Raw genomic sequence first — 25,734 nt, forward strand, 5'->3', positions numbered from 1 at the left:
AAACGAATTTTGTGCTCGTTATTTTATAGCGAGTAAGTTTTATTGTGTATTTTAGAGATAACAACATGAGAAATAACTATTCACCTTTAATGCTCGCTTTATTAGCAGCCATGAGTAGCACGGCCTATGCCGATGAAAAAAACATCCAAAAAGATGAAACCGATATAGAAGAAATTGTCATTACAGCATCGCCGATAAAGCGTACTGTACTTGAATCAAGCACCCCCGTTAGTGTTTTAAGTGGTGAGGAGTTAGATCAAAATCAAGCGGCCACCTTAGGCGACACTTTAAAAAACATACCCGGTGTACATAGCTCTTACTATGGCCCTGTAGCAAGTAGCCCAATTATTCGTGGATTAGATGGACCAAGAATTAAAGTGGTACAAAATGGCTTAGGTGCCTCTGATGCATCGCGGGTAGGCCCAGATCATCAAGTATCTACAGAGTCCTCTACAGCTACTCAAATCGAAGTATTAAGAGGGCCTGCCACACTGCTATATGGTAGTGGTGCTATTGGTGGTGTTGTCAATGTGGTTGACAATCGGCTGCCTTCACAAAAACAAGAGGGGATCTCTGGCGAGGTCTTTGCGCAATACGATAATGTAGCCGATGCAAAAACACTTTCAACAGATTTAAACGCAGGAACAGGCGATTTTGTTTTTCATATTGATGGCTACACTCGTAAAACTGATGATTATAAAATACCAGTCCCAGGTGATATAAACGAAGAGGGTGGCAGTACTACACTTGCTAATTCTGCTATTGATGCGAGTGGCTATAATTTAGGTGGCGGTTGGATCACCGATGACTCACGTGTTGCGCTTTCATATGGGCATATGGAGTCTGATTATGGGCTACCCGGTGAAGAGGGCGTGTTTATCACTCTAAATCAAGATCGCTACCAAGGTGTTGTTGATTGGAATAACCTAAATGGTTTTATAAATGCCGTACATTGGCAAAATGCCTATACCGATTACGAACATTCTGAGATTGAAGGTGCTGAGATAGGCACTACGTTTAAAAATGAAAGTGTAGAATCTAGATTATGGGCAGAACATGCGCCAGTTTTTGGTTGGCAAGGGGTTGTTGGCCTACATTATAACAAAAGTGACTTTGAAGCTGTCGGTGAAGAAGCATTTACCCCTGCAACTAAAACAGATAGCGTTGCCGTATTTGTAATGGAAGAAAAAGAGGTTGGCTCTTTATTATGGCAAGTCGGTACGCGTATTGAGCAATTAAATCATGATGTAGATAATGATTTTTTTACTGATTTAAGTTCTGATAATGCTATTTCGTTTGATAATAAAGATTATACCGCCGTTTCAGGTTCAGCTGGTGTTGTGTGGAGTATTAACAATAAACATTCACTCGCGTTTAATTATGCGTACTCGCAGCGCGCCCCCTCTGCTTCTGAAATGTATTCATATGGGCCCCATATTGGCTCTGGTACGTACGAAGTTGGTGGTAATTTTGAACTAAGTAGTAGTAACGGCCAATACAGCGTTGTGCAAACTGATAAAGAGATGAATAAAGAGGTTTCTAATAACTTAGATTTAACCTACCGATACCAAGCGGATACGTGGAATGCCAATATTAGTGTATTTAATAACGAAATTAATGACTATATATTTGAAAACTTTACCGACTTAGTGATTAGTGATGGTGCGTTTATCTCCTCAACTGACTATGAAAACCAAGTGGCTATATCGGGCGAATCAGATGAAGAAACAGATGGTTTACCGGTTGTGTTATTTTCGCAGCAAGATGCAAGACTTTATGGCTACGAAGCGCAAATTGATTGGCATTTAAATGATGACTGGCGTTTAGAGGTGTTCACCGATTACACCCGAGCTAAATTAGATGCAGGGGGCAATGTACCAAGAATACCGCCAATGAGAATTGGATCATCAGTGCACTATGAGTTCGGTAATTGGCACACTGAAGTGGAGGTTATTCGTAATAGTAAGCAAGATAAAATAGCAGATAACGAAACACAAACTCAAGGTTATACCATGGTTTCGGCATCGGCTAATTACTATCTTGATTTAGATAATGTAGATATGACGATTTATATCAAAGGCGATAATTTAACGGACCAAGAAGGGCGTGTGCATTCATCTTATTTAAAAGATGAAGCACCTTTACCTGGACGCTCTGTAAGCTTAGGTATTAGGGCTCGTTTTTAACCTTTAACATTATAAGGGGGTTAAGCATGTGGTAAATGCCCACACATGCTTAGCACCCGCCTCTTTTAAGGCCCGAGTGGCTGCATTTAATGTGGCACCAGTAGTCATAACATCATCAATAATAGCCACTGTTTTATCGCTCATATCCTGCGTACAAACAAAGGCTCCTTTTAAATTTTTCATACGTTTAGCTTTTGATAATGCCGATTGCGCTTGTGTTTTTTTATTACGTATAAGACTTTTATTTATTGGTGCATATTCAGATAGTAAAGGCTGCCATACTTGGCTCACTTGGTTAAAGCCTCGCGCTAAAAAACGGCTGTTATGTAAAGGTAAAATAATAAATATATCTGGTCTGGTTGGACTAAAAAAAAATAGCTGAATTAACTGTTTTTGAATCACTTGCTGTAAGGCTACTTTATAGTGAATTTTATTATTAAATTTGAGTTTTTTTAACCAATAATCAAAAGGAGGCTGGTAGAAAGCACATGAAAATAACGAATCAAATTCGCAATTAGGAAACATCTCATAAATATCGGGGCGTTGTAATAAATTAGTATGCTCGGCTAAATTAAATAAAGGTAAATCTTCTAAGCAGTAATCACATAACGCAGCACAATGCTTAATTGGGCTATGGCACTGCACGCAGCTAGATGGAAAAAACCAATTGATAATTGCTGGCAGTTCGCTAGTAAAGTAAGTCATTGCATTGCTTCTTTTAAACGCTATGATAACTTTAATTTTGGTTAAAGTTATAAGAATATGCAAAGTGAATTAATATTACTTCATGGTTGGGGTATGAATCAGGGGATATGGCAAATAATACAGCCAGAACTTGAGAGTATTTACGATGGTAAAGTGCGAGCTCTAGATTTACCGGGTTATGGCAGTAGTGAATTTTGTCCTGAACCTTATGATTTACATTCAGCAGCACATTATATTAGTAAGCAACTTAAGCCAAATTCAACGTTAATGGGGTGGTCTCTTGGCGGGGTATTTTCGTTATATATAGCAAAACATTGGCCAGATAAAGTGGGCAAAGTTATCCTTATTGCATCCAGCCCTAAGTTTTCTGAGGGGGCTAGTTGGCCTGGCATTAAACCTGCGGTATTAACTCAGTTTCAACAGCAGCTAACAAAACATCGAGAAAAGACAATTGAGCGCTTTCTTGCCATTCAAGCAATGGGCAGCGAAACCGCCAAGCAAGATATAAAGCAAATAAAGACACTACTTGATCAATACCCTGCACCTAATGAACATGCATTAACGGCTGGTTTGGCTATTTTGCAAAACGTTGACCTACGCGATGTGTTTTCATATTCAGAACAACCAATACACGGTATTTTTGGTCGTCTAGATTCGCTGGTTCCGTGTAAAGCAATTTCTGAAATGTTAATAATAAAAGATGGCTTTTACTGTGAGGTTATCGAAAAAGCATCCCATGCACCGTTTATTTCTCATAAAAAAGAATTTATATCTGCCGTCAAATCAATGCTTTAAAAAGTAACGAAAAATAACCCGTATTTGGGCTTTATTTTGCGCCATGCGTGAGCGATAATTAATCAATGAAATTTGTTTAAAGGGGTATCTTATGCCTATAGGATCTGTATTTAATAGTGGTATTGAAGGTTTTAACCGTGCCAGTCAAGGTATTGAAAAAGCCAGCGCAGAAATAAACCGCGCAACTATTGAACAACAAGATGATGCTCAATTAGCGCAACAACGCCAACTTACTGCTGCGAGCTCTGATGAGGCTGTAACGGCCCCGGTGGCACAGCCAGCAAAAGTTGACGAAGCATTAGTTAATTTAAAAGTTGAAGAATTTAATGCCAAAGCCAATACACAAAGCATTCAAACGGCTGATGATGTATTAGGTACTTTAGTTGATATAAAAGTTTAAAGTATGAATATTGTTACGCCGACTCCTACCATAAACCTCAGTACTGCAAATGTGCAGACAGAGTCGGCTAGGCGTGACAATCAATTGCGTGAAGTTATTCCTGCCCCTGTCGCAACGACTGCTAGTAATAGCGATAATAAAGCTTTAAGCGATACCGATAAAGCACGTGTTTTAGGTGATAGCGAAGGTACTACCTATGATGCCACAGGTAAGCTTTCTGATGATCAAGCTGTTCAAGCTCAAGAAGAGCAGCAAGATGATGCTACAGAACAAGAACAACAAGAAAAAGCAGATATAGCTGAGCAAGAAGAGCAAGTACTAGCACAAGAGCAAGAAGAAATATCTGAACTAAAAGCGCGTGATACTGAAGTGAGAATTCATGAGCAAGCGCACGCTTCGGTCGGTGGGCAATATGCCGGTTCACCAAGTTATGGCTATGAACGAGGCCCTGACGGAAATAATTATGCGGTAAGTGGTGAAGTACAGATAGACGTTTCTGAAATACCGGGCGATCCACAAGCCACTATTGATAAAATGCAAACGGTACGTTCAGCAGCGCTTGCCCCAGCTGAGCCCTCAAGTGCAGATAGATCTATTGCAGCAGACGCCACACAAAAAATGGCCGCTGCTCAAGCCGAATTAACGCTTCCTGACGATGAAGAAAAAACAGATGATTCGCAAGATACTGTTTCGGCTAGTGAAACCAGTACCGCAAAGGCAGAAAATGAACCAGATACAGATCAGACTCGCGATCAAGAAATAAACGAACGCGCAGACCGAATAGCTAATTTTTATCAAATGACTAGCTCACCACAAAGTGAAAGTGGTTTTTCGGCTTTTGGTTAGAGTGGATTATTTACGTATATTAAAAAAGCCGCATGTTGCGGCTTTTTTCGTTTTAACGATTGCGCTTAGTAAGCTATTTACTTTTTCACTTTTGCATTAGCAAAAGCATCAGCAAAGGCGTTACCCATCATTGCATTAGCGTTATCGCGCTTTGGTTTTGCTGTGCGAGGCTGTTTTTCAGTATTGCTACGTGATTTGTTCTGTGACGTTGTTGTAGATGGCTTTTTGCTTGTATCTATCTCGTCATCTAAACGCATGGTAAAACTAATTCGCTTGCGTGATGCATCGACTTCAACTACTTTCACTTTAACAATATCACCTGCTTTAACGACTTCGCGAGGATCAGATATAAACTTGTTAGTAATAGCCGAAATATGGACCAGGCCATCTTGATGTACACCTACATCAACAAAAGCGCCAAAGTTAGCGACATTAGAAACAACACCTTCGAGTACCATACCAGGTGTTAAATCACTAATTTTTTCAACACCCGCCTTAAACGCGGCTGTTTTAAATTCAGGGCGCGGATCACGACCGGGTTTATCAAGTTCACTAATAATATCGGTCACTGTAGGCAAACCAAATTTTTCGTCTGTGTAGTCACTTGGCTGCAACTTAGCGAGTAATTCGCTGTTTCCTATTAAGCTATTCACATCAATAGCATTTTTTTGACAAATACGTTTAACAACAGGGTATGCCTCAGGGTGAACTGAGGAATTATCTAGTGCATCTTTAGCATCAGTAATACGTAAAAAACCTGCCGCTTGCTCAAATGCTTTTGGTCCTAAGCGCTCTACTTTTTTAAGTTCACTTCGCTTACTAAATACGCCATTGGTGTCACGATAATTAACAATGTTTTGCGCCAGAGTTTTATTTAGCCCCGAAACACGTGTTAATAGTGGAGCCGAAGCCATATTTATATCAACGCCAACAGAGTTTACACAGTCCTCTACGACACCGGTTAAAGATTGTCCTAATTGGCTTTGTGACACATCATGCTGGTACTGACCAACACCAATCGACTTAGGCTCAATTTTTACAAGCTCGGCGAGTGGGTCTTGTAAGCGTCGTGCAATAGATACCGCGCCTCGTAGTGAGACGTCTAAATCAGGAAATTCATTGGCAGCAAATTCTGAAGCTGAATAAACTGATGCGCCGGCTTCGCTAACCATTATTTTGTTTAACTTTAATTCGCTGTTTGCTTTTATTAATTCGCCCACTAACTTATCTGATTCACGCGAAGCTGTACCATTACCAATAGCGATGAGCTCTACTTTATGTTGACGGCAAAGCTGCTCGAGTGTGCGTAACGATTTGTCCCAGTGATTTTGAGGCGCATGGGGGAAAATAGTTTGTGTGGTTAATAACTTGCCCGTGCTATCTACTACGGCAATTTTACATCCTGTTCTTAAACCAGGATCTAAGCCAAGAGTAGTGCGTGGTCCTGCGGGGGCAGCAAGTAATAAGTCTTTTAAATTTTTAGCAAAAACATCGATAGCGCCTGTTTCGGCTTTGCTGCGCATGCTAGCTAAAAATTCATTCTCAAGATGTAAAGCAAGTTTTACTTTCCATGCCCACTGTACAACACTCATTAACCATGGGCTAGCTGCTTGGCTTGATACATTTAAGCGATAGTGATCCGCAATCATTTGCGCACAAAGCTGTGCAGGGTTTTCACTACTTGGCTCTGGATTGATTGTGAGCTGTAATATACCTTCGTTTCGGGCTCTTAACATAGCAAGTGCGCGATGAGATGGTATTTTCTTTAATGTTTCTTGGTGGTCAAAGTAGTCGCGGTATTTAGTGCCTTCTTGTTCTTTTGTAGCGACTAATGTGCTTTGAATCGCACCATTTTGACTAATTTGTTTTCTAAACTTTGCTAATAATTTTGCGTCTTCAGCAAAGCGTTCCATTAATATAAATTTAGCACCGTCTAATACGGCTTTTATATCGCTAAACCCAGCATCGGTATTTATGTACTGGACCGCTTGCTCCTCGGGTACTAAATTAGCGTCATTGAATAATGCGTCGGCGAGAGGCTCTAAACCAGCTTCAATAGCTATTTGCCCTTTAGTTCGTCGTTTAGCTTTATAAGGTAGGTATAAATCTTCGAGCTCTGTTTTACTAGGTGCTGCTAAGATATCGGCTTTTAATTGTGGTGTTAATTTTTTTTGTGACTCAATAGTGCTTATAATAAAAGTACGGCGATCTTCTAGTTCACGTAAGTACACTAAGCGCTGTTCAAGTAAACGCAGTTGATTATCATCTAACCCACCGGTTGCTTCCTTTCTGTATCGGGCAATAAATGGAACGGTTGCGCCATCATCAAGTAATTTAGTCGCAGCAATCACTTGTTGCTGTTGTGCGTTTAACTCGGTCGCTAAACGTGCAGAGATATCGCTCATGCAAAAACCTTTTCAAAACAAAATTAAGAACAGTTAAAAATCTTAACTGACACTGTTAGTTGCTTGAATAATATCACAGGGGAGGCTAATAAAAAGCTCTTAACTGAGCTAATTTTATAAAGTGGAATGTGGGCTATAGATATTGTTAAATATAGCCCAAGGAGTCATTAATGTGGGTGTTCTACGTTTGCTATTACATCACTAAATGTTTGTGCGATTGGCGTAATATGTAGTGGTATCTGCAGTTTTCGTGCGATTTCACGAGCAGAAATTAAACCACAAATTTCGTTATGCGCGGTCGTGACGAGTAAAAACATAACACCTTGATGCTCCATTGTTTGCAGTGCATCGCCAATACATGAATAACTTAAGCTTTGCATACTAACTCCGGCAAGATCTGTGATTGGAGTCATTACGTCACTTAAACTCACTTCGTTATTTTTTACACCCAAGCGCTGTGCAATGATAGTAATTTTAGCGCTTTGCAAATCAGCACTTGATACAAGGCCTAATAGATTCTGTTGTTCGTTTGTCACTAATACGTAATCTGATTTATCGCCGCTAACCAGCTTTAATGCTTGGCTTATAGTGGTATTTTCTGTTGCACGCAATGGCGATTTTTGTGTGAAATTATGCACTACTTTTAATGAGGGTGAGGTGAGCTTTAAAATTGGCTCTTCATCAATAAATGTATGCGCTAAAACGCCTTGAGAAATATTTTGGATACGTAATTCTTTAAAGTTAGCCATGATAAGCACCTTTTGATAACTAGATTTAATTGTAAGAAAAAATGAAAATTAAATGAGTTGTAAAGGAGGTGCTCGCTGAGAAGCAAGATTATATATTTTTGCTATTGTGGCATTGTTATAAAAGACATTATCGTTAGTTGAGAGTGGTTGAAGCTCGCAAATAGACGCGATATTAACATGGGAGTCAATATCAAAATCAAGATTGGCTTGGTCGGGAGTGTCACAAGCAAAAGAGGTATTAATGGTGACAAGTGAATCACTTTTAACACTTTGCTTTTGGGCAGGCAAATTCAAACTTACACTGATTAGCAGTGTAAATAATACGGCTTTGTAAATTAATCGCTGTACTAAGTTCGACATTGTTAACTACCTAAAAGGGCTTTTAATAGATGCATAAAACTTATGCACTACATACCTTATATCCTATTGCCAAAATTTACACAATACTTAATTAACATGATCTGAATCAAAGTCACTTATTCACTTTTTTGATAGTGAATCGTATTTACGTACCATTGTTTTTCGCCTTGAGGGGTACTTACTGCAAATTCGTCATCGACTTGTTTTTTTAATAAAGCGCGAGCCATAGGCGAATCTATAGAAATATAGTCGTTACGATCATAAATTTCATCGGGGCCAACAATTCTAAACTTTTTTATCTCATGTAGATCATTTTCGATTTCTACCCATGCACCAAAAAATATTTTACCGTCTTGTACTGGGTCATAATCAATAATTTTTAAATCGGGTAAACGTTTACGTAAATACCTAACTCGCCTATCTATTTGTCGTAATAAGCGTTTATTGTATTGGTAATCTGCATTTTCAGAGCGATCTCCCAAACTGGCAGCCCAACTCACAATTTTCGTTACTTCTGGGCGTTTTACGTTCCATAAGTGATCGTGCTCTTGCTGCAGTTGCAAAAAGCCTTCACGGGTAATTAAATTGGTTTTCACTGTGTTTTCTTCTTCATTTTATATACTTGGCACGTTAGACAATTTGCTATTTGTTGTCGAGTTTAATTATTCTTATTTACTTGAAATGTTCAGTAACAATCTATTCGTTTAATTCATTTTTATTCTTTAGTTTTTCATTTATATTAACAGGTAATTTGATATAAAAATAAGAATGGTTATGGGACATGAAACAGTCAAAATTTTAGTTGTCGATGACGATATGCGCTTACGTAGTTTACTTGAGCGTTATTTAATTGAACAAGGGTTTATAGTCCGTACAGCTGGAAATGCAGAACAAATGGATAGGTTACTCAATCGAGAGAACTTTCATTTGATGGTACTTGATTTAATGCTCCCAGGGGAAGATGGTTTAGCTATTTGTAAGCGTTTACGACAAAAAGAAAATGAAATACCCATTGTTATGCTTACAGCAAAAGGCGATGAAGTTGATCGGATTATTGGCTTGGAGCTTGGGGCTGATGATTATATCCCCAAGCCTTTTAACCCGCGTGAATTACTTGCTCGTATCAAAGCTATTTTACGTAGGCGTGCTAAAGAAGTACCTGGTGCACCCGCAACTCAAGAAAATCGTATAGATTTTGGTGAATTTTCACTGAATTTAGCAACCCGAGAAATGAACCAAGGCGATAAAACAATTTCATTAACCAGTGGTGAGTTTGCCGTTTTAAAAGCGTTAGTTTCTCACCCTCGTGAGCCATTAAGTCGCGATAAATTAATGAATTTAGCTCGAGGCAGAGATTACAGTGCACTGGAGCGTAGTATTGATGTGCAAGTATCTCGGTTGCGAAGAATGATTGAAGTTGATGCAGCAAACCCTCGTTATATCCAAACAGTATGGGGTTTGGGATATGTATTTGTCCCTGACGGTGAAAAGTAACGTATATGGGAATGTTTCCGCGCAGTGCTTTTGGGCAAACGGTTTTTCTGGTGGCCGCTTTGCTTTTTATAAATCAAATAGTGTCTTACATTACTGTTAGTTTATATGTCGTGAAGCCCACAATCGAGCAAGTCAATTTAATGCTGGCGAAGCAAATTAAAACAGTTTTTATCGATTGGGAAGATGGTGTTGAAATAACTGACGAATTGTCGGATAAGTTTTTTGAAATTACAGGCATTGACGTCCTAACTCAGCGTGAAGCTATGCGTCATGGCTTAGGGCAAACTCGTGAGTATTCTATGTTATCGCGTAGCATGTCTGAGCAGTTAAATGGTTCGGCTCGTGTTAGAATTAGTCAAACCGATCCGTTGATCTATTGGGTAGAAGCCCCGCAAGCCCCAGGTTATTGGGTTAAAGTCCCCCTTACGGGCTTTCAAGAAAACAATCTAGAATTTTTGGTCTTTTACTTATCAAGTATCGGCTTTTTAAGTGTGTTGGGTGGCTGGCTTTTTGCGCGGCATTTAAATAGCCCACTAAAAGCACTGCAACAAGCCGCAGTTAAAGTGGGTAAAGGTGACTTTAGCACCAAACTTGAAGAGGAAGGCTCTAGCGAAGTGATAGAAGTAACCCGGGCATTTAATCAAATGTCTCGTGGTATTGCTGCACTAGAAAATGATCGTCGTTTATTAATGGCGGGGGTATCTCATGATTTACGTACACCGTTAACACGTATTCGTTTAGCAACGGAGATGATGGTAGATGAAGATAGCTACCTACGTGAAGGGATTATTTATGATATTGAAGATATGAATGGCATTATCGATCAATTTATTGAATATTTACGCCATCATAAGCGAGAAGAGCTTAACGCTGAAGATATTAACGCATTAGTTAGTGAGGTAGTAAGTAGCGAGCTTAAGCATCAACGCAATATTATATTTAAAAGTAATCCCACCATACAGCCTATCCCAATTAGCATGATCGCAATAAAACGCGTTGTGACAAATATGATTGGTAATGCGTTACGTTATTCTGATGGTGATATAGAGGTATTAAGCTACTTTAGTAAAAATAAAAAATATGTTGTGATAGCGGTGAATGATAACGGACCGGGTATTCCAGAAAGCGAGTTGGAGGCTGTTTTTGAGCCTTTTAAGCAAGGCGATGCAGCAAGAGGTAGTGAAGGCAGTGGTTTAGGCTTAGCGATTATTAAACGTATTATTGATATGCACGATGGGAAAGTTAAACTAGAGAATCGTCAGCAAGGGGGCTTAAGTGCTCAAATATATCTACCTGTTAATATTGAGGAAACACGATGATGAGTCGACCTACAACTACAGCGGTTTGTTTTTAATGAAAAGTATTCTTTAAAAATGACAGGGGCGATTAAAAATAGAAAGCGCTTTGCGCGTTTGTCGGTCTATACTATAAATAACTTTAATTAATGGTTAAATTAATGATAAAAAAAATAATATTCCTCTCTCTATTAACTGTTCATTTTTTTACCGATGCCAGTGAAATAAATATAAAAACACTTGATAATAAGCCCTTAGCTAATGCGGTAGTTTGGTTAAAGTCTGCTGATACAGAGCCACCAAGTGAATCAGAGATTACTTATGCAATGAGGCAAGTTGATCGTGAGTTCACACCTCGTATTTTAGTTGTGCCACAAAATGCAAAAGTGGTGTTTCCTAATGAAGACTCAATTATGCATCACGTATATTCTTTTTCAAAAGCGAAATCATTTGAATTAAAATTATATAAAGAACAACCTAAAGCTCCCATAGTATTTGATCAAACGGGTGTTGTTGAGCTTGGTTGTAATATTCATGATTGGATGTTGGGTTATATTGTTGTGGTTGATAGTGCTCTTTTTGCGATTACAGATGCAGAGGGAAACGTAGAGCTACCAGCTACTGCTGGAACGTATGAAATGAGTGTATGGCACTCTGGATTTAGTGATATTAGTAAAGTAGAAACCAGTGAAGTGACACTATCAGGTATCGATTTCGAGTATGTTGTTAAACAACCTATCACGGCAACAATCGATTTTACGACGGATGAGTTTGATGACTATTAAGCACGTTTTAAACGGTCTTTTAATTAGCCTTGTTATTACAAGCTTTAGTGCAAGCGCTCAAGTTAAAGGTTTAATTCAAATCAGAGCAGTGGCAAGCGATGATGCGACTGCTTTTTTAGATAATGGTGTGGGTTTGTATCGTCATGGTGGGGACAGCGACAATGTGCTGCTTTCGCAAGGTGTAATCGATTATAAAGCTGATTTAACCACTGGTTGGTCGGCTCATGCCGTATTAAATGCCAACCAAGAGCCAAAAGTAAGCCTGGGTTTTACTCAGGCGTACTTTCAATATCAGCCATTAACCCGAAGTAAATACAAATGGCACGTGCGAGTGGGTGGGTTTTATCCACTTATGTCGTTAGAAAATCCCGATATTGGGTGGCTTTCACCTTATAATTATACCAATTCGGCAATTAATAGTTGGATTGGCGAAGAAGTGCGTACTATTGGTGCTGAGTTGACTATTAAACGTCCTGCCAGACAGTTTAATAGTAAGCATAGTTTTAGCTTTGTAGGGGCAACGTTTAAAGGTAATGACCCTACGGGGACGATACTATCGTGGCGAGGTTTTGCATTACATGACAGGCAAACAACGTTTAACGAGGGAATAAAACTAGGGCCTATCGCGTCGCTAAATGAATTTGATTTACGCTGGCAAGCTTCACAAGTATTACCTTTTGAAGAGGTAGATGGGCGATTTGGTTATTACGTGGGGATGCATTGGGATTATCTAAAGAAATCTCAGTTTAGACTTTATTACTATGATAATAACGGGGATCCAACAGCCGTAAATTATAGCTCTGGACAATATGCTTGGGATACCCGTTTTAGTAGTGCTGCGTGGCTATATAAGTTTAATAATAATACGCGGTTTATAGCACAAATCTTAAAGGGTGAAACTGAGATGGGTGCCAATGCCCTTATAGATAATGCATTTTACAGCCATTATTTAATGCTCAGTCATAAGCTTGATAAACATAGGTTATCAATAAGGTATGATTACTTTAATGTAGATGATAACGATACGACAACATTTGATGATAACGCGAGCTATGGCGAAGGTTTTACAGCGACCTGGCGTTACCAAGTGAGCAAAACGGTGCAGTTAGGGATTGAAGGCTCTGCATTAAAAAGCTTTATTGATAATAGGGCTGCAAGCAATTTAGCGCAGCGTATATCGCAACAACAAATACAAATTAATGCACAGTGGCGCTTTTAATAATAAAGGCGCTTAATAGCACCTTTATTATAACGATGAAGTAAATTATTTTTTATTAAAAACGCGTTGCATAAAGTTAGGCGTTGATAATGCTCCGTGGTGTATTGCGCCATTGTAATACTCACTTTGCAGGGCAATTTTACTCGCTGTATCTTCTCTAAAACCATCAAATGCTTGTGACTTACGTGCAAGTGTAACTGACCATAACCCACTTGGATAAATAGGTTGTGGGAATGGTAATGTCTGTAAATCGTTAAAGCCAACATCTAACATCGCATTACGCATTTCTACTAACAGCGGCATATGCATTAATGGAGATTCACTTTGTTGTACTAAAATACCACCCGGGCGAAGTGCTTTTAAACAGCTAGTATAAAAAGCATGATTAAATAAACCTTCACCAGGGCCAACAGGATCGGTACCGTCGACAATAACTACATCAATAGACTCACCCGCTAGTTCACGCATATATTTTATACCGTCGTCAAACATTACGGTAGCGCGAGGGTCATCGTTTGATTCACATAGCTCAGGGAAGTACTTTAACGACATTTGCGTTACAACTTCATCGATATCTATTTGTGTTACTGTCTCTACACCATCATGCTTAAGTACTTCGCGTAATGTACCGCAATCGCCACCGCCAATAATCACGACATTTTTAGGTGCTGGGTGGGCTAAAAGTGCAGGGTGGCTAATCATTTCATGGTAAAAGAAATTTTCACGGCTTGTGACCATTGTACAGCCATCAATAATCATTAAGTTTCCAAAGTCAGTGGTTTCGAACATTTCTACCTTTTGAAAAGGAGATTGTTTTTCTTCTAACTTTTTATTGATACGTAAAGAAAACGCGCTGCCGTCACGCTCGCTGATTTCTGTAAACCACTTACTTTGATCTAAATTTACCATGATTGCATTTACACTTTTTGAGTTGAGTATGGAAAAAGGGCAATTCTGCCAGTGCTTGGCGTTATGCTCAATGAAATTTTATTGCTTTTAGACAATAAAGTGCTTTAGTTCGCATTGAAAGTACATTTATTGTTAGCTTAGCAGATAATGACGTATTAAAATGCGCGTCACTTGCAAATATATTTAAGAAGAATGGCTATGGTTTGGGGTTTAGAAACAGCACGCGATACCTACAACGTTACTCATTGGAGTGATGGTTATTTTGATATTAATGATAAGGGAGAGTTAGTAGCTTACCCTGGTGGTGCTCACTCTGATGTTGCTATTTCATTATCTCAGCTAACAGAGCAATTTAAACAACAAGGCCTAACCTTACCTGTTTTAGTTCGTTTTACTGATATTTTGCAAGATAGGGTGGATACTTTAACGCACGCTTTTACCGGGGCGCGAAGTAATCGCAACTATCAGGGGCAATATACGTGTGTTTATCCAATTAAAGTAAACCAACAGCGCTCAGTGGTGAGCAAACTATTGGCGCACCCAAGTGGTTTAGTTGGATTGGAAGCTGGGTCTAAGCCAGAACTAATGGCTATTTTAGGTATCGCGAAAACCCCTATCACGATAGTTTGTAATGGTTACAAAGATAGTGAGTTTTTACGCTTAGCTTGTATTGGGCAAGCGATGGGCCACAAAGTGAAAGTAGTGGTGGAAAAACTATCGGAATTAAGCACCTTATTGAACGAAATTGAAACCTTAAATATAGAACCGGCTATCGGTATTCGCATTCGTTTAAACTCAGTCGGTAAGGGGAAATGGCAAAATACGGGCGGTGAAAAAGGCAAATTTGGACTCACTGCTGGGCAAGTATTAAGTGCCGTTGAAATGTTAAAACAACATAATAAGCTGCATTTAATGCAAATGGTGCATTTTCATATCGGGTCGCAAATTGCCAATATTCGTGATATTCATCGTGCATTACGTGAATGTGCGCGTCACTTTGCAGAGCTGTCACAGCTAGGTGTGCCACTTAATACTGTTGATGTAGGTGGTGGATTAGGTGTTGATTACGAAGGCTCTGGATCGCGTAGTTCGTGCTCAATGAATTACACAGTACAAGAATATGCACGTAATGTTGTTAATGCATTTGCTGAGGTATGCGAGCAACACCAATTAACACACCCTGCCATTATTACCGAATCGGGTCGCGCTTTAACTGCTCATCATGCTGTTTTAATTACCGATGTAATTGATGTTGAAAAAGCGCCAAATCATGAAAACCCCGAGCCACCACACGAAAATAGTGCTTTAGTACTTCAAGAAATGTGGCAATGTTTATCACGTTTAACTCCGCGTATGGCAATGGAGGTGTATCACGATGCGATGCATTTATTTAGTGAAGCACATGACCAATACGTACATGGATTAGTAGGTATGCTAGAGTGGGCGAAAATAGAGCAGCTGTACTTTAGTGTGTTACAACGAGTAAGAGTGTCGTTAAGTAATAATGCGCGAGCACATCGTGAAGTATTAGATGATTTAAATGAAAAGCTGGCAGATAAGTTGTTTGTTAATTTCTCATTATTTCAATCATTACCAGATGTATGGGGAATAGGGCAATTGTTTCCAATAATGCCTATCGAAAACCTTGATAAACCTTTAACGCAGCGCGCCATTATTCAAGATATTACTTGTGATTCTGATGGTCAAATTAGAGAGTATGTTGAAGGCTCTGGTATTGAGAGTAGTTTACCTATTCCTGAGTATGTCCAAGGCGATCAATATCATGTTGCGATGTTTATGGTGGGTGCTTATCAGGAGATTTTAGGTGACTTACATAACCTCTTTGGTGATACCGATTCGGTGCATGTCGAGCTAAGCGAGCAAGGTTACACATTAACGAATGCCTTAAAAGGCGATAGTGTGAAGGATGTTTTAGAGTGTGTAGATTACGACAGTAAGCTGCTAGCGAGTAATTTTGCCGAGCAAATAAATAAGTTAAACGTGCCACAGCAACTTAAGCAATGCTATTTAGATGAGCTAAATGCAGGTCTTGCTGGCTACACCTACTTTGAAGATTAACAGTAAAAATAAAGTTGCGTGCAATAACGCGAAGTAATGAAGGAATGATAACCCATGTCAGTAATACGCTGTGTATTTAGTTTTTTATTTTACACTATTAATACATTAATTTGGTTTGTACCAATTTTTGTTTGTGGATTAATAAAGCTTATCCCTTTTAAACCTTTACAAAATGCAATGAGTTGGATTGCTAAGCAATGCGCCACTATTTGGGTGACCTGTAACACGTTTAATCAAAAGCTGTTTACTCCGTACCGCTTAACGGTCACCGGACTTGATGATATTAAGCTTAAAGATTGGTATCTTGTTATCGCCAACCACCAAAGTTGGGTCGATATTTTAGTGCTACAACGTGTGTTTAATCGCAAGATTCCATTTTTAAACTTTTTTCTAAAAAAAGAGCTGCTATATGTGCCTATACTCGGTTTATCTTGGTGGGCACTCGATTTTCCTTTTATGACTCGTACGAGCAAAAGTCAGTTAAAAAAGAACCCTAAATTACGCGGTAAAGACTTAGAAACAACGCGTAAAGCATGTGCAAAGTTTAAAGAGATGCCTGTTAGTGTAGTTAACTTTGTTGAGGGTACCCGTTTTACTGCGCAAAAGCACGAACGTCAAAAGAGTCCGTTTCCACGTTTGTTAAAACCTAAAGCGGGTGGTATCGCATTTGTGATGCAAGCAATGGGTGAGCAAATATCTAAAGTGGTGAATGTAACCATTCAATACCCACAAGGTATCCCTTCTTTTTTAGATTTTATTTGCGGTAAAGTAAAACATGTACAAGTGCATGTTGAAATAAAGCCAGTTAGCCCAGAATTGATAGGTGATTACACCGGAGATAATGAATTTAGAGTGCGCTTTCAAAGTGAGCTAAATCGCATGTGGGAGCAAAAAGAGCACACTTTAAAAGAGCTAGAAGAAAAATTATAGGGTGAACCTACACCCTTAACTTTTTATTCAACAGAGGCTAAAAATGACACGCACACATTTACAAGAACTTATTGCACCGTGGTTTGATAAAGTCCCCGATGCTGACTTCTTAATCCCCATTACGACTATTTGTATTGGTATTATTTCATTATTATTTGTGTATTTATTTACTCGGCGCTTAATGCTTCCTGGTATACAAAAAGTAGTGACGAAGCTCTCTCCTAGTCGTATTGGTGCATTGGCTCCTATATTAGCTAAATTAAATAGACGTATCGCAGGGACATTGTGTTGTGTATTATTTTTAGCCACATTTGATAGTGTTTATCCTGTGAGCGAGATAGCTGGCGAGATATTAAAAACAATCGGCCAAGCTATATTAATTATTTATGCAGGGTTTATTTTTAGCAGTATCGTGAGTATTGCTGGCGCTATTTATAATCAACTTGAGTTTTCGCGTGATGTGCCTATTCAAGGATTAATTCAAGTTGTTAAACTTGCCACTTTTATCGTGTGTGCGATTTTAATTGTCAGTGTGGTATTAGAAAAGTCACCGACTTATATACTATCGGGTTTTGGTGCGATTGCTGCGGTTACGTTATTAGTATTTAAAGATACTATCTTAGGCTTTGTCGCCAGTATTCAAATTGCAGCCAACCGATTAGTCACCTATGGCGACTGGATACAAGTTGATAATTATGGTGCAGATGGCGAAGTCATTGATCTAGGTTTAAATACAGTTAAAGTGCGTAACTGGGACAATACCATCACAACCATTCCAACCTATATGCTGGTGGCTGGTTCGTTTAAAAACTGGCGTGGTATGCAAGAGTCTGGTGGTAGACGTATAAAACGTTCACTGAATATCGATATGAACAGTATTTGCTTAGTGGATGATCAATTACATAAACAAATCAGCAATAGTATAAAGCTCGATGATTTTATTGTAATAGGATCTCTGCCAAATCCGGTATCGAATTTAGGGCTATTTAGGCGCTACGCTGAAGGCTATTTAAAAAGACATAAAAAGGTTAATAGCTCATTAACCTTAATGGTGCGTGAGTTACAGCCTTTAAATCATGGCTTACCTATTGAATTTTATTGCTTTAGTGAAGATAAACGCTGGATTTCGTTTGAACATTTACAAGCAGAAATAATGGACCATTTACTTGCTGTTCTGCCCATTTTCTCACTACACCCTTATCAAAGTGTGAGTGGGCAATTAACATTACCTCAAAGCCCCCATCATGGAGAAAATCCTAAAGTGGAAAAAATAGCGCAGACAGATAAAGCATAAAAAAAGTAGTAATAGCCACCAAATAGGTGGCTTTTTTATTTTTCAATCAAGTAAAGGCAGTAATAACAAGTACAATATGTAAAAGGCGTGTATAGCACAGGGGTCATATTGGATTGTATAACGCAGCAAGCAAAAATATAACACTCATTGCAAGCGTTTTAATAATTTCATATCTGGTTCATAAACAGCTTTACATACTGGCGCATAATGAATTTAAAAAGGATGTAGCATCATGAAAATTAAACTTATTTTAAACGCAACGGTATTAACGTTATTACTCAGTGGTTGCGAAATGACCAATACAGGTAAAGGGGCTGCCATTGGTGCTGCAGCGGGTGGTATTTTAGGTAAAGCAACGGGAAATCATAAAGATAAACGTATTTTTATTGGTGCTGCTATTGGTGCGCTCGCAGGTGCAGCAGTCGGGGATTATATGGATAAACAAGAGCAAGCATTTCGCGATGAACTCGCAGGCTCGGGTGTTGAAGTTGTACGTGAAGGAGATAACTTGCGTTTAGTTATGCCTGCTAATATTACCTTTGCAAGCGATCAGTCTTATATTACATCGGGTTTTTACAATACCTTAGACGCTATCGCGAAGGTGATGAATAAATACGAAAAAACATATTTAAGCATACAAGGCCATACAGATAGCACAGGTAAAGACAGCTATAATATGAATTTATCGCGCGATCGCGCTCAGAGTGTAAAAAATTATTTAGTAAATCAACAAATTATAGCAGCTAGAATGAGTACAAGAGGGTATGGTGAGTCTCAACCCGTAGCGAGTAACGACAATGCAAATGGTCGTGCATTAAACCGTCGAGTTGAGATTCAAATAGTGCCGAATACGCAGAGCTAATAGTTAGTTTTTGTTAAACTGTAACTCACATAAACGTTGATATAATGGGGAGCTTTGTAGTAATTGTTGATGGCTCCCTGTTGCTTTTATCTCTGCATTTTCCATTACCACAATCATATCGGCGTGTTTTACAGTTGCTAATCGGTGCGCAATAATTAACGTTGTCCTATTTTTCATTAAGTGCTCAAGCGCTGCTTGAACATGCTGCTCACTTTGTGCATCTAACGCACTGGTTGCTTCATCAAGTAATAAAATTGCAGGATCTTTAAGTATTGCACGTGCCAGTACGATACGTTGTTTTTGCCCGCCAGAGAGTCTTACGCCTTGTTCACCTAAAAAGCTGTGATAGCCGTTTGGTAGTTGTTGTATAAACTCATCAGCATGGGCGTGCTTAGCCGCTTCATAAACCTGTTCATCGGTAGCATTTGGATTGCCGTAACGAATGTTATGCATCACGTCAGAGCTAAACAATATCGGATTTTGTGCCACCATCCCCATGGTATCTCGCAGAGCGTTTAAAGAGAGGGCTTGTGAATTAACACCATAAAATTTAATTTCTCCAGTTGCAGGGTCATAAAAGCGTTGTAGCAATTCAAATAATGTTGTTTTTCCAGCACCAGACGGTCCTACAATAGCCACTGTTTTACCTTGTGGAATATCTAAATTTATTTGGTTTAATGCTTTAGCATCAGGGCGAGATGGGTAGTTAAAATTGACATTTTGTAAACTAATAGCGGGTGCATTTGTGAAGGTTTTAAGATTTTCATCTTGTGGGGTGATTGGGTTTTGAATTTCACTTTTAATACTTAATAACTCAAGTAAACGTGAAGCGGCACCTGCAGCACGTTGCAGCTCACCATACACTTCTGCGACTGTTGCAACCGACATAGCGACCATAATGGCATAAAATACAAACGCACCGAGTTCACCACCACTCATTGTTCCAGCAAGCACATCACTGCCCCCGACCCATAGCATGACACTAATGGCTGTAAAGGTTAAAAATATAACCGCAGCAATTAAAAAAGAGCGTTGTTTAATACGGCTTTTTGCTACTGCAAATGCTTTGTCTGTTTCTTTTGCAAAAGCATGTTGTTCACGCTCCTCATGGCTATAACTTTGTACCACTTTAATATTTTGGATTATTTCACCTGCATAAGTACTGATATCTGCAATCGCACTTTGACTCGAGCTGGCTAACTTGCGAACTTTTTTGCCAAATATCATCATGGGTACAAGCACAAGTGGAACACAAGCAACAACAACTAAGGTTAACTTTAGGTTGGTAAACAGTAACATTGCTAAGCCACCGATAAGCATTAAAGCACTGCGTAAAGCCATTGAAAATGAAGAGCCAATAATGGACTGTAAAAGTGTGGTGTCTGTCGTTAAGCGAGACATAAGTTCACCACTGCGGTTTTCTTCAAAGTAGCTCGGATGAAGGGTAACAATACGATTAAATACCGCTTTGCGAATATCGTTACTTACCCGCTCGCCAATCCACGACATTAAATAAAAACGGCTAAACGTACCAATGGCGAGTAAGCTAATTAAGCCTATGAGTACAAGTACGGCATGTTTTAACTGAGACTGAGAGCCGGCAATAAAACCATGATCAATGACAAACTTTACACCTTGGCCAAGAGAAAGACTGACTCCAGAGGTCAGTAATAATGCAGCTAATGCACAAACCACAATCCATTTATAGGGTTTTATAAAGGAAATAATAGGCAGTAAGCTCGTGAAGGCTGCTTTTTCATCATTAGGTTGTTGAGTGTTCATAGTAGAATCTTTTAAGTAGATAAGGTATAGATATGGTATTAAAAATGACAAATTCAATAGCGTTAAAAATATACAAAAAGGGAAATTATGATCAATAAAACGGTGAGTGGTGAATTTACTGTTGCTTTAGCACCTATAGAAGGATATTGCACTGGGCAACAAGGTATTGAATTGGGGCGAATGTCTATTAATAAAACGTTTGCTGGTGCACTCAATGCAACAAGCCAAGGAGAAATGCTGAGCGCAAGAACACCTATAAAAGGGAGCGCAGGTTATGTTGCTATTGAGCAAGTTACTGGTGAACTAGAAGGAAAAAGTGGTAGTTTTGTTTTACAGCACTTAGGAACGATGGATAAAGGAAGTGATAGCCTTACTCTAGTTGTAACCCCTGATTCAGCAACGGACGAGTTAATTGGATTAACTGGAAGTATGCAAATTCGCATTGAACAGGGTGTGCATTACTACGATTTTTCTTTTACATTGTAAGGTATAACATGGCATTGTCGGTTTGGCTAAGTCTCGCTTTTATTTGTATGTTGGGGGCTATGTCTCCAGGGCCTAGTCTTGCAGTGGTATTAAAGCATACTCTTGATGGCGGTGTAAAAAATGGGATGTTGGCTGCCTTAAGTCATGGTATTGGTGTCGGGCTTTATGCGGGAGCATCATTAATAGGCTTAGGGGCATTAATAACTAAGTTTCCCCTACTATATAAAGGCCTCGTATATTTAGGGGCCGGGTATTTGGCCTACCTAGGTTTGAAAATTTTAGTGGCGACAGCAAGTAAAGCTGAGTTACACATACACCGCAGCCGCAGCGCTAAAACTAAAGCTCTTCAAGATGGTTTTGCGATTGCATTTTTAAACCCTAAATTAGCTATTTTCTTCTTAGCATTATTTTCGCAGTTCATTAACCCTGAACAACTTACTTTAAATATTGCTATTATTATGTGCTTTACAGTATTTATTATTGATACTACTTGGTATTTATTAGTTGCCATATTAACGCAAATGTCGAAAAAACGTTTTGGGTTCACTAAATCAAATCAATGGTTAGAGAAAATATTAGGGGCGGTATTCATCGCTCTTGCATTGAAGGTTTTAGTGAGCGTGTAATTAAAAATATTGATAGGAAGAAGGTATTTATGTCAACGCAAGTTTTAGCAAGTGCTGCATTCGATTTAAAAGTGAAAAATTACTGGATGACGCTAGGTGTATTATGTTGTTTACTTTCTTTTGTAGCGATCCCTCTAATTCCATTTATATTGATAATCATATGGCTATTAGGGGGGAAGGTTTTAAGTGCCATGTCTGCAAAACTATTACCACGTAAGCTGATTGTTAAACGAGGGGTTATATTTAAAGAAGAAAAATCAATACCGCTTGATAAAGTAACTGATGTTGGTTTAAGCCAAGGGCCGTTAATGCGACTTTTTGGTTTATATCGGTTAAGTTTTGAAACCGCAGGGCAATCTGGTAATGGCGCATTGGTGTCGTTATTAGGAGTTGTTAATGCTAGTGATTTCAGAGAAGCTGTATTAGCACAAAAAGAACTGATAAATAATACTCACGAAACGCAAAATAAGGGCGAGGATCAAAGCCAATTAGAGTTGATTCGAGCGCTAACTTACAGTGTGAAAAATATAGAACAAACCCTTATAACACTGCTTGATAATAAAGACTCTAGATAGCCTTTCTAAGAGAGTTGCTAGAAAATAAAGGAAGATACGCATATGGATGCAAGAGTAGCGACCTTATTTGACACGACTCCTTATCGTATGCACAAAACACTGATGGCTTTACGCGAGCTAATCTATACTTGTGCAAGCTCTTTAGAGTGTAATGAAGTTGAAGAATCACTGAAGTGGGGGCAGCCTAGCTATAATGTAAAAGGAGGGTCCCCTATACGTATAGGTTTTGATATTTCGATATTTGTATATTAATTGTCAAACAACGTTAATTTCAACTTTCAGAGAACTTTTTTCTGAAAACTTAATGTTATCAGGCAATAGAGTCATTGTACTGGATTGTGATAAACCACTACCAATAGATACATTAAAGCAATGTATTAAATTGGCGCAGAATTACCACAATATTAAACATTTACCCATGCTGGGGTGCTAAGTACTAGGGCGTTTTATTTAATTAAATGTTTCGGTCACTGTATTTGCATTACAGGTAATAACATTGACATTTTTATAGCCTACACGCGTTAATGCTTCGGCGCTTAAAGTAGCGCGAGCGCCACTAAGACAATGTAAATATATAGCCCTAGTTGGATCTTTCTCCATCTCCATTAATTTCATTTCTAATACGCCTCTTGGGATATTTATGGCGCTAAAGGCTGGGTTTTGTTTGTGTTCGCTTGGTTCTCTAACATCTATTAATAAACCATTATTTTCAGATATTTCTTGTTTTGCTTGCTCGGCACTTAAGTGACGCTGGTTTGGTGTAATTACTTTAATTAAAGCGGGGATAGGTGTAAGCATTAGTCTGTAAATCCTCTATTGCGTAAAAAAGACATTAATGGACACCATTTGGTGTAGGCTGATTGCACTAAGTTTATTCCAATAAATAACGTTAATAACTGAAAGTGGCTATGAACAAAATAGCTTAAAAGTACCGATATTGTCACAGCGCTACCGCTTATGAGTAAAATTGCATCACTGATTTTCATCGCTTTCCATATATTAGTAAATTCTAATGTTCTTTATATTAGAGTTTTCTAATGTGAAAGTCTATACTACCCGCTTTATTAAACAATGATTGTATATATGAACCTAGAACAACTCGCAGATAATGCACAGCAGGCTGAGCAATTCTTAAAATTAATGGCTAATAAAAACCGCTTAATGATTATGTGTAGCTTACTGCAGGGAGAATTAAGTGTAGGAGATCTGAACAAGCGTGTTCCTTTGGCCCAATCTGCACTATCTCAACATTTGGCAAGTTTACGCAAAGCCAATATGCTGGTAACACGCCGTGAGGGGGCCGTGATATATTACGCATTAATCGACCCCAAAGTGGAGTCGATTATAGGACTATTATATCAGTGGTTTTGTCGTACTGAAAAAGCTAAATAAATGTGGCAATTTCTTCAAGTGGTTTTTTCACCAATGCGTGTTCTGGCACTGTCGCATTCTCACTAGGGTAGCCAGCAATAAGTAGCATATAAGGTCGCTCATTATCTCTATCTCGAGCACAAATATCGGTTAAAAACCTCATAGGCTTTGGCGTATGAGTAAGGGTTGCTAACCCTGACCTATGTAATGCTTGAATTAAAAACCCAGTTGCAAGGCCAACAGATTCATGAACATAGTAGTTAGTGTTTTTATCATCGGTATTTAACCCGCCTTTTTTTTGACTAAATACCGCAATTAACCAAGGTGCATGTTCTAAATAAGGTTTACTGGCATCGGTACCTAGGGGTTTTAGCGCATCGAGCCACTCTTCACCTGCTCTGCCTTCGTAAAAAGAGCGTTCTAACTTCTCTGCCGCTTCGCGAATTTGTTTTTTTACATCATGACTATGTATGGCTACAAAATGCCATGGTTGGTGGTTTGCTCCACTGGGGGCGGTACCGGCTGCTTTAATACATGTTTCTATAATTTCTTTTGGCACAGGGCGGTCGCTAAAACTGCGAATACTATGACGGCGTTGACTTGTTGCTAAAAACTCAGAAGCATTTTCTAGCATTTGAGAGTGAGAGTATTCAATAAAATCTGATAGGGGCTGACTTTGGTGTTTTTGCATGGCTTTACGACCTTATAAAAATGGTCGTATTTTTATACCTAGAGTCATAAATCGGTGCAAGTAATATTTAGAAAAATAAAAAGGGTAAATTTAATTTAGTGAAAAAAAAGGGCCTTAAAGGCCCTTTAACTTAAATAAGTTATTTATAGGTTAAAATCTACTGCGTAGCCTACATATACTTTAGCGCTAGTATCTTCTATATCTGTATTTGATATACCTAAAGTAAAGCCATCTTTCGAAATAGATACGCCATAATCGATGATGTTTTCGTCACCGATAAAATCACCAGAATAGTGGCCTATATGAAAAGCCACTTCAGCTTCATTAGTAAGCATAAAAGCATAATCTGCATTTAAGTAAAGCGAATCTGAGAAATCAGCGCCTTCACCATCAGCTGACGCTGTAGCTAAAACAGCCGCACCAAAAGTAAAGCCTTCAACACTAATGCTACCGTAAATCTCTGAGAAGTTAACATCAGCATAAGATGCAGCATCAGGGTATGCGTAGTAAATATAACCTACATCAAAACTAACCGAATCGTTGAAGTTACCAGCATAACCAGCGTATAAATCAAGTTCGTAGGTCATTTCATCTGCCCAAGAGGCATTTGAAACCCAAGTACCCGCATAAAAACCAGACTCATTTGCGTAATCAATACCACCTGAAATAGCAGCTTCACCACCTGTTTGCTCTTGACCACGCCATAAGTAGTTTGAAGTCGCTCCGATATTCGCTGATACTTCAGCATTAACGGCTGTTGATGTTAATGACGCAGATGCCATTAAAGCGATAGCGCTGATGGCAATAGTCTTTTTAAATTTTTGCATGTTCATTTCCTGTTATGTGTAAGTGTAACAAGCTAAAGCTTTTATTATGTGGAGCGGGAGCTT

28 protein-coding genes are annotated in these 25,734 nt (G+C 38.9%); 17 read left to right on the forward strand and 11 right to left on the reverse strand.

What is annotated here, in order from left to right:
• Nucleotides 1-65: 65 nt before the first annotated feature.
• Complete coding sequence (locus tag J8L70_RS13860; protein WP_211056194.1) at nucleotides 66-2,186, forward strand: TonB-dependent receptor; 2,121 nt, start codon at nucleotides 66-68, stop codon at nucleotides 2,184-2,186.
• A 9-nt stretch (nucleotides 2,187-2,195) separates the two neighbouring features.
• Here J8L70_RS13860 and J8L70_RS13865 read toward each other — a convergent pair whose 3' ends face one another.
• Nucleotides 2,196-2,891: a ComF family protein gene (locus tag J8L70_RS13865; protein ID WP_211056195.1), complete on the reverse strand. Its 696-nt coding sequence runs from the start codon at nucleotides 2,889-2,891 to the stop codon at nucleotides 2,196-2,198.
• Nucleotides 2,892-2,948: 57 nt separating this feature from the next.
• Between J8L70_RS13865 and bioH the strand changes: the two genes are divergently transcribed.
• The 3 genes from bioH (at nucleotide 2,949) to J8L70_RS13880 (ending at nucleotide 4,932) form a co-directional block, all read left to right on the forward strand.
• Nucleotides 2,949-3,686, forward strand: coding sequence for a pimeloyl-ACP methyl ester esterase BioH (gene bioH, locus J8L70_RS13870; RefSeq protein WP_211056196.1), 738 nt, complete (start codon nucleotides 2,949-2,951; stop codon nucleotides 3,684-3,686).
• A gap of 91 nt (nucleotides 3,687-3,777) precedes the next feature.
• Nucleotides 3,778-4,086: a hypothetical protein gene (locus tag J8L70_RS13875; protein ID WP_211056197.1), complete on the forward strand. Its 309-nt coding sequence runs from the start codon at nucleotides 3,778-3,780 to the stop codon at nucleotides 4,084-4,086.
• Between the two features lie 3 nt (nucleotides 4,087-4,089).
• Nucleotides 4,090-4,932 carry a putative metalloprotease CJM1_0395 family protein gene (locus J8L70_RS13880; RefSeq protein WP_211056198.1) on the forward strand — a complete coding sequence of 281 codons (843 nt, stop codon included), beginning with the start codon at nucleotides 4,090-4,092 and terminating at the stop codon, nucleotides 4,930-4,932.
• Nucleotides 4,933-5,009: 77 nt separating this feature from the next.
• On the opposite strand, the gene J8L70_RS13885 is transcribed toward J8L70_RS13880, so the two are convergent.
• The 4 genes from J8L70_RS13885 to greB form a co-directional block, all read right to left on the reverse strand.
• A complete protein-coding gene (locus J8L70_RS13885; protein ID WP_211056199.1) occupies nucleotides 5,010-7,337 on the reverse strand; it encodes a Tex family protein in 2,328 nt (775 codons plus the stop codon).
• 167 nt (nucleotides 7,338-7,504) lie between these two features.
• Nucleotides 7,505-8,086, reverse strand: a complete 582-nt coding sequence (locus J8L70_RS13890; protein ID WP_211056200.1) for a CBS domain-containing protein — start codon at nucleotides 8,084-8,086, stop codon at nucleotides 7,505-7,507.
• Nucleotides 8,087-8,134: 48 nt separating this feature from the next.
• Nucleotides 8,135-8,446 carry a hypothetical protein gene (locus J8L70_RS13895; protein WP_211056201.1) on the reverse strand — a complete coding sequence of 104 codons (312 nt, stop codon included), beginning with the start codon at nucleotides 8,444-8,446 and terminating at the stop codon, nucleotides 8,135-8,137.
• A 116-nt stretch (nucleotides 8,447-8,562) separates the two neighbouring features.
• Nucleotides 8,563-9,042 carry a transcription elongation factor GreB gene (gene greB, locus J8L70_RS13900; RefSeq protein ID WP_211056202.1) on the reverse strand — a complete coding sequence of 160 codons (480 nt, stop codon included), beginning with the start codon at nucleotides 9,040-9,042 and terminating at the stop codon, nucleotides 8,563-8,565.
• A gap of 178 nt (nucleotides 9,043-9,220) precedes the next feature.
• Between greB and ompR the strand changes: the two genes are divergently transcribed.
• From ompR to J8L70_RS13920, 4 genes are all read left to right on the forward strand, one after another.
• A complete protein-coding gene (ompR, locus tag J8L70_RS13905) occupies nucleotides 9,221-9,940 on the forward strand; it encodes a two-component system response regulator OmpR (RefSeq protein ID WP_282098182.1) in 720 nt (239 codons plus the stop codon).
• Between the two features lie 5 nt (nucleotides 9,941-9,945).
• Nucleotides 9,946-11,259 carry a two-component system sensor histidine kinase EnvZ gene (gene envZ, locus J8L70_RS13910; RefSeq protein ID WP_211056204.1) on the forward strand — a complete coding sequence of 438 codons (1,314 nt, stop codon included), beginning with the start codon at nucleotides 9,946-9,948 and terminating at the stop codon, nucleotides 11,257-11,259.
• A 137-nt stretch (nucleotides 11,260-11,396) separates the two neighbouring features.
• The gene (locus J8L70_RS13915; protein WP_211056205.1) at nucleotides 11,397-12,020 is read left to right on the forward strand and encodes a methylamine utilization protein; all 624 of its coding nucleotides are present in this window, start codon (nucleotides 11,397-11,399) and stop codon (nucleotides 12,018-12,020) included.
• Nucleotides 12,010-13,239, forward strand: a complete 1,230-nt coding sequence (locus tag J8L70_RS13920) for a hypothetical protein (RefSeq protein WP_211056206.1) — start codon at nucleotides 12,010-12,012, stop codon at nucleotides 13,237-13,239. Before J8L70_RS13915 ends, J8L70_RS13920 begins: the two co-directional genes overlap by 11 nt.
• 45 nt (nucleotides 13,240-13,284) lie before the next feature.
• Here J8L70_RS13920 and speE read toward each other — a convergent pair whose 3' ends face one another.
• Nucleotides 13,285-14,148, reverse strand: coding sequence for a polyamine aminopropyltransferase (speE, locus tag J8L70_RS13925; protein ID WP_211056207.1), 864 nt, complete (start codon nucleotides 14,146-14,148; stop codon nucleotides 13,285-13,287).
• Nucleotides 14,149-14,346: 198 nt separating this feature from the next.
• Between speE and speA the strand changes: the two genes are divergently transcribed.
• The 4 genes from speA to J8L70_RS13945 all read left to right on the forward strand — a co-directional run bounded on the left by speA (nucleotide 14,347) and on the right by J8L70_RS13945 (nucleotide 19,313).
• Entirely contained in the window at nucleotides 14,347-16,227 is a 1,881-nt protein-coding gene (speA, locus tag J8L70_RS13930) for a biosynthetic arginine decarboxylase (RefSeq protein WP_211056208.1), read from the forward strand.
• Between the two features lie 54 nt (nucleotides 16,228-16,281).
• Complete coding sequence (locus J8L70_RS13935; RefSeq protein WP_211056209.1) at nucleotides 16,282-17,157, forward strand: acyltransferase; 876 nt, start codon at nucleotides 16,282-16,284, stop codon at nucleotides 17,155-17,157.
• 43 nt (nucleotides 17,158-17,200) lie between these two features.
• Entirely contained in the window at nucleotides 17,201-18,451 is a 1,251-nt protein-coding gene (locus tag J8L70_RS13940; protein ID WP_211056210.1) for a mechanosensitive ion channel domain-containing protein, read from the forward strand.
• A 232-nt stretch (nucleotides 18,452-18,683) separates the two neighbouring features.
• Nucleotides 18,684-19,313 (forward strand): OmpA family protein, encoded by a 630-nt coding sequence (locus J8L70_RS13945; RefSeq protein WP_211056211.1) that lies wholly within the window; start codon nucleotides 18,684-18,686, stop codon nucleotides 19,311-19,313.
• 3 nt (nucleotides 19,314-19,316) lie between these two features.
• On the opposite strand, the gene J8L70_RS13950 is transcribed toward J8L70_RS13945, so the two are convergent.
• Entirely contained in the window at nucleotides 19,317-21,095 is a 1,779-nt protein-coding gene (locus tag J8L70_RS13950) for an ABC transporter transmembrane domain-containing protein (RefSeq protein WP_211056212.1), read from the reverse strand.
• An 87-nt stretch (nucleotides 21,096-21,182) separates the two neighbouring features.
• Between J8L70_RS13950 and J8L70_RS13955 the strand changes: the two genes are divergently transcribed.
• From J8L70_RS13955 to J8L70_RS16085, 4 genes are read left to right on the forward strand one after another with little or no spacing between them, the layout of a single operon-like run.
• A complete protein-coding gene (locus J8L70_RS13955) occupies nucleotides 21,183-21,581 on the forward strand; it encodes a DUF3224 domain-containing protein (RefSeq protein WP_211056213.1) in 399 nt (132 codons plus the stop codon).
• Between the two features lie 8 nt (nucleotides 21,582-21,589).
• Entirely contained in the window at nucleotides 21,590-22,207 is a 618-nt protein-coding gene (locus J8L70_RS13960) for a LysE family translocator (RefSeq protein WP_211056214.1), read from the forward strand.
• 29 nt (nucleotides 22,208-22,236) lie between these two features.
• Nucleotides 22,237-22,782 carry a PH domain-containing protein gene (locus tag J8L70_RS13965; protein WP_211056215.1) on the forward strand — a complete coding sequence of 182 codons (546 nt, stop codon included), beginning with the start codon at nucleotides 22,237-22,239 and terminating at the stop codon, nucleotides 22,780-22,782.
• A gap of 42 nt (nucleotides 22,783-22,824) precedes the next feature.
• Entirely contained in the window at nucleotides 22,825-23,034 is a 210-nt protein-coding gene (locus J8L70_RS16085) for a DUF1801 domain-containing protein (RefSeq protein WP_247664835.1), read from the forward strand.
• A gap of 198 nt (nucleotides 23,035-23,232) precedes the next feature.
• Here the strand turns inward: J8L70_RS16085 and J8L70_RS13975 are convergent, their stop codons facing one another.
• Complete coding sequence (locus J8L70_RS13975; protein WP_211056216.1) at nucleotides 23,233-23,580, reverse strand: rhodanese-like domain-containing protein; 348 nt, start codon at nucleotides 23,578-23,580, stop codon at nucleotides 23,233-23,235.
• On the reverse strand, nucleotides 23,580-23,768 hold the full coding sequence (locus J8L70_RS13980; RefSeq protein ID WP_211056217.1) for a DUF2892 domain-containing protein: 189 nt from the start codon (nucleotides 23,766-23,768) through the stop codon (nucleotides 23,580-23,582). The genes J8L70_RS13975 and J8L70_RS13980 overlap by 1 nt, the downstream gene beginning before the upstream one ends.
• Nucleotides 23,769-23,865: 97 nt before the next feature.
• Between J8L70_RS13980 and J8L70_RS13985 the strand changes: the two genes are divergently transcribed.
• The gene (locus J8L70_RS13985; protein ID WP_211056218.1) at nucleotides 23,866-24,174 is read left to right on the forward strand and encodes a metalloregulator ArsR/SmtB family transcription factor; all 309 of its coding nucleotides are present in this window, start codon (nucleotides 23,866-23,868) and stop codon (nucleotides 24,172-24,174) included.
• Here J8L70_RS13985 and J8L70_RS13990 read toward each other — a convergent pair.
• Complete coding sequence (locus J8L70_RS13990; RefSeq protein ID WP_211056219.1) at nucleotides 24,167-24,844, reverse strand: nitroreductase family protein; 678 nt, start codon at nucleotides 24,842-24,844, stop codon at nucleotides 24,167-24,169. The genes J8L70_RS13985 and J8L70_RS13990 overlap by 8 nt on opposite strands.
• A 143-nt stretch (nucleotides 24,845-24,987) precedes the next feature.
• Nucleotides 24,988-25,671: a TorF family putative porin gene (locus J8L70_RS13995; protein ID WP_211056220.1), complete on the reverse strand. Its 684-nt coding sequence runs from the start codon at nucleotides 25,669-25,671 to the stop codon at nucleotides 24,988-24,990.
• Nucleotides 25,672-25,734: the final 63 nt, after the last annotated feature.

Source organism: Pseudoalteromonas sp. MMG010 (genome assembly GCF_018100905.1).
Classification (GTDB): Bacteria; Pseudomonadota; Gammaproteobacteria; order Enterobacterales; family Alteromonadaceae; genus Pseudoalteromonas.

Coding starts and splice junctions, on each gene's coding strand:
- J8L70_RS13860 (WP_211056194.1), top strand. CDS start 66: ATGAGAAATAACTATTCACCTTTAATGCTCGCTTTATTAGCAGCCATG.
- speE (WP_211056207.1), bottom strand. CDS start 14,148: ATGGTAAATTTAGATCAAAGTAAGTGGTTTACAGAAATCAGCGAGCGT.
- speA (WP_211056208.1), top strand. CDS start 14,347: ATGGTTTGGGGTTTAGAAACAGCACGCGATACCTACAACGTTACTCAT.
- J8L70_RS13865 (WP_211056195.1), bottom strand. CDS start 2,891: ATGACTTACTTTACTAGCGAACTGCCAGCAATTATCAATTGGTTTTTT.
- J8L70_RS13895 (WP_211056201.1), bottom strand. CDS start 8,446: ATGTCGAACTTAGTACAGCGATTAATTTACAAAGCCGTATTATTTACA.
- envZ (WP_211056204.1), top strand. CDS start 9,946: ATGGGAATGTTTCCGCGCAGTGCTTTTGGGCAAACGGTTTTTCTGGTG.
- J8L70_RS13915 (WP_211056205.1), top strand. CDS start 11,397: ATGATAAAAAAAATAATATTCCTCTCTCTATTAACTGTTCATTTTTTT.
- J8L70_RS13880 (WP_211056198.1), top strand. CDS start 4,090: ATGAATATTGTTACGCCGACTCCTACCATAAACCTCAGTACTGCAAAT.
- J8L70_RS13990 (WP_211056219.1), bottom strand. CDS start 24,844: ATGCAAAAACACCAAAGTCAGCCCCTATCAGATTTTATTGAATACTCT.
- J8L70_RS13920 (WP_211056206.1), top strand. CDS start 12,010: ATGACTATTAAGCACGTTTTAAACGGTCTTTTAATTAGCCTTGTTATT.
- J8L70_RS16085 (WP_247664835.1), top strand. CDS start 22,825: ATGGATGCAAGAGTAGCGACCTTATTTGACACGACTCCTTATCGTATG.
- J8L70_RS13985 (WP_211056218.1), top strand. CDS start 23,866: ATGAACCTAGAACAACTCGCAGATAATGCACAGCAGGCTGAGCAATTC.
- J8L70_RS13890 (WP_211056200.1), bottom strand. CDS start 8,086: ATGGCTAACTTTAAAGAATTACGTATCCAAAATATTTCTCAAGGCGTT.
- J8L70_RS13945 (WP_211056211.1), top strand. CDS start 18,684: ATGAAAATTAAACTTATTTTAAACGCAACGGTATTAACGTTATTACTC.
- J8L70_RS13975 (WP_211056216.1), bottom strand. CDS start 23,580: ATGCTTACACCTATCCCCGCTTTAATTAAAGTAATTACACCAAACCAG.
- J8L70_RS13935 (WP_211056209.1), top strand. CDS start 16,282: ATGTCAGTAATACGCTGTGTATTTAGTTTTTTATTTTACACTATTAAT.
- J8L70_RS13885 (WP_211056199.1), bottom strand. CDS start 7,337: ATGAGCGATATCTCTGCACGTTTAGCGACCGAGTTAAACGCACAACAG.
- J8L70_RS13980 (WP_211056217.1), bottom strand. CDS start 23,768: ATGAAAATCAGTGATGCAATTTTACTCATAAGCGGTAGCGCTGTGACA.
- J8L70_RS13875 (WP_211056197.1), top strand. CDS start 3,778: ATGCCTATAGGATCTGTATTTAATAGTGGTATTGAAGGTTTTAACCGT.
- J8L70_RS13965 (WP_211056215.1), top strand. CDS start 22,237: ATGTCAACGCAAGTTTTAGCAAGTGCTGCATTCGATTTAAAAGTGAAA.
- J8L70_RS13960 (WP_211056214.1), top strand. CDS start 21,590: ATGGCATTGTCGGTTTGGCTAAGTCTCGCTTTTATTTGTATGTTGGGG.
- ompR (WP_282098182.1), top strand. CDS start 9,221: ATGGGACATGAAACAGTCAAAATTTTAGTTGTCGATGACGATATGCGC.
- J8L70_RS13950 (WP_211056212.1), bottom strand. CDS start 21,095: ATGAACACTCAACAACCTAATGATGAAAAAGCAGCCTTCACGAGCTTA.
- J8L70_RS13940 (WP_211056210.1), top strand. CDS start 17,201: ATGACACGCACACATTTACAAGAACTTATTGCACCGTGGTTTGATAAA.
- J8L70_RS13955 (WP_211056213.1), top strand. CDS start 21,183: ATGATCAATAAAACGGTGAGTGGTGAATTTACTGTTGCTTTAGCACCT.
- bioH (WP_211056196.1), top strand. CDS start 2,949: ATGCAAAGTGAATTAATATTACTTCATGGTTGGGGTATGAATCAGGGG.
- J8L70_RS13995 (WP_211056220.1), bottom strand. CDS start 25,671: ATGCAAAAATTTAAAAAGACTATTGCCATCAGCGCTATCGCTTTAATG.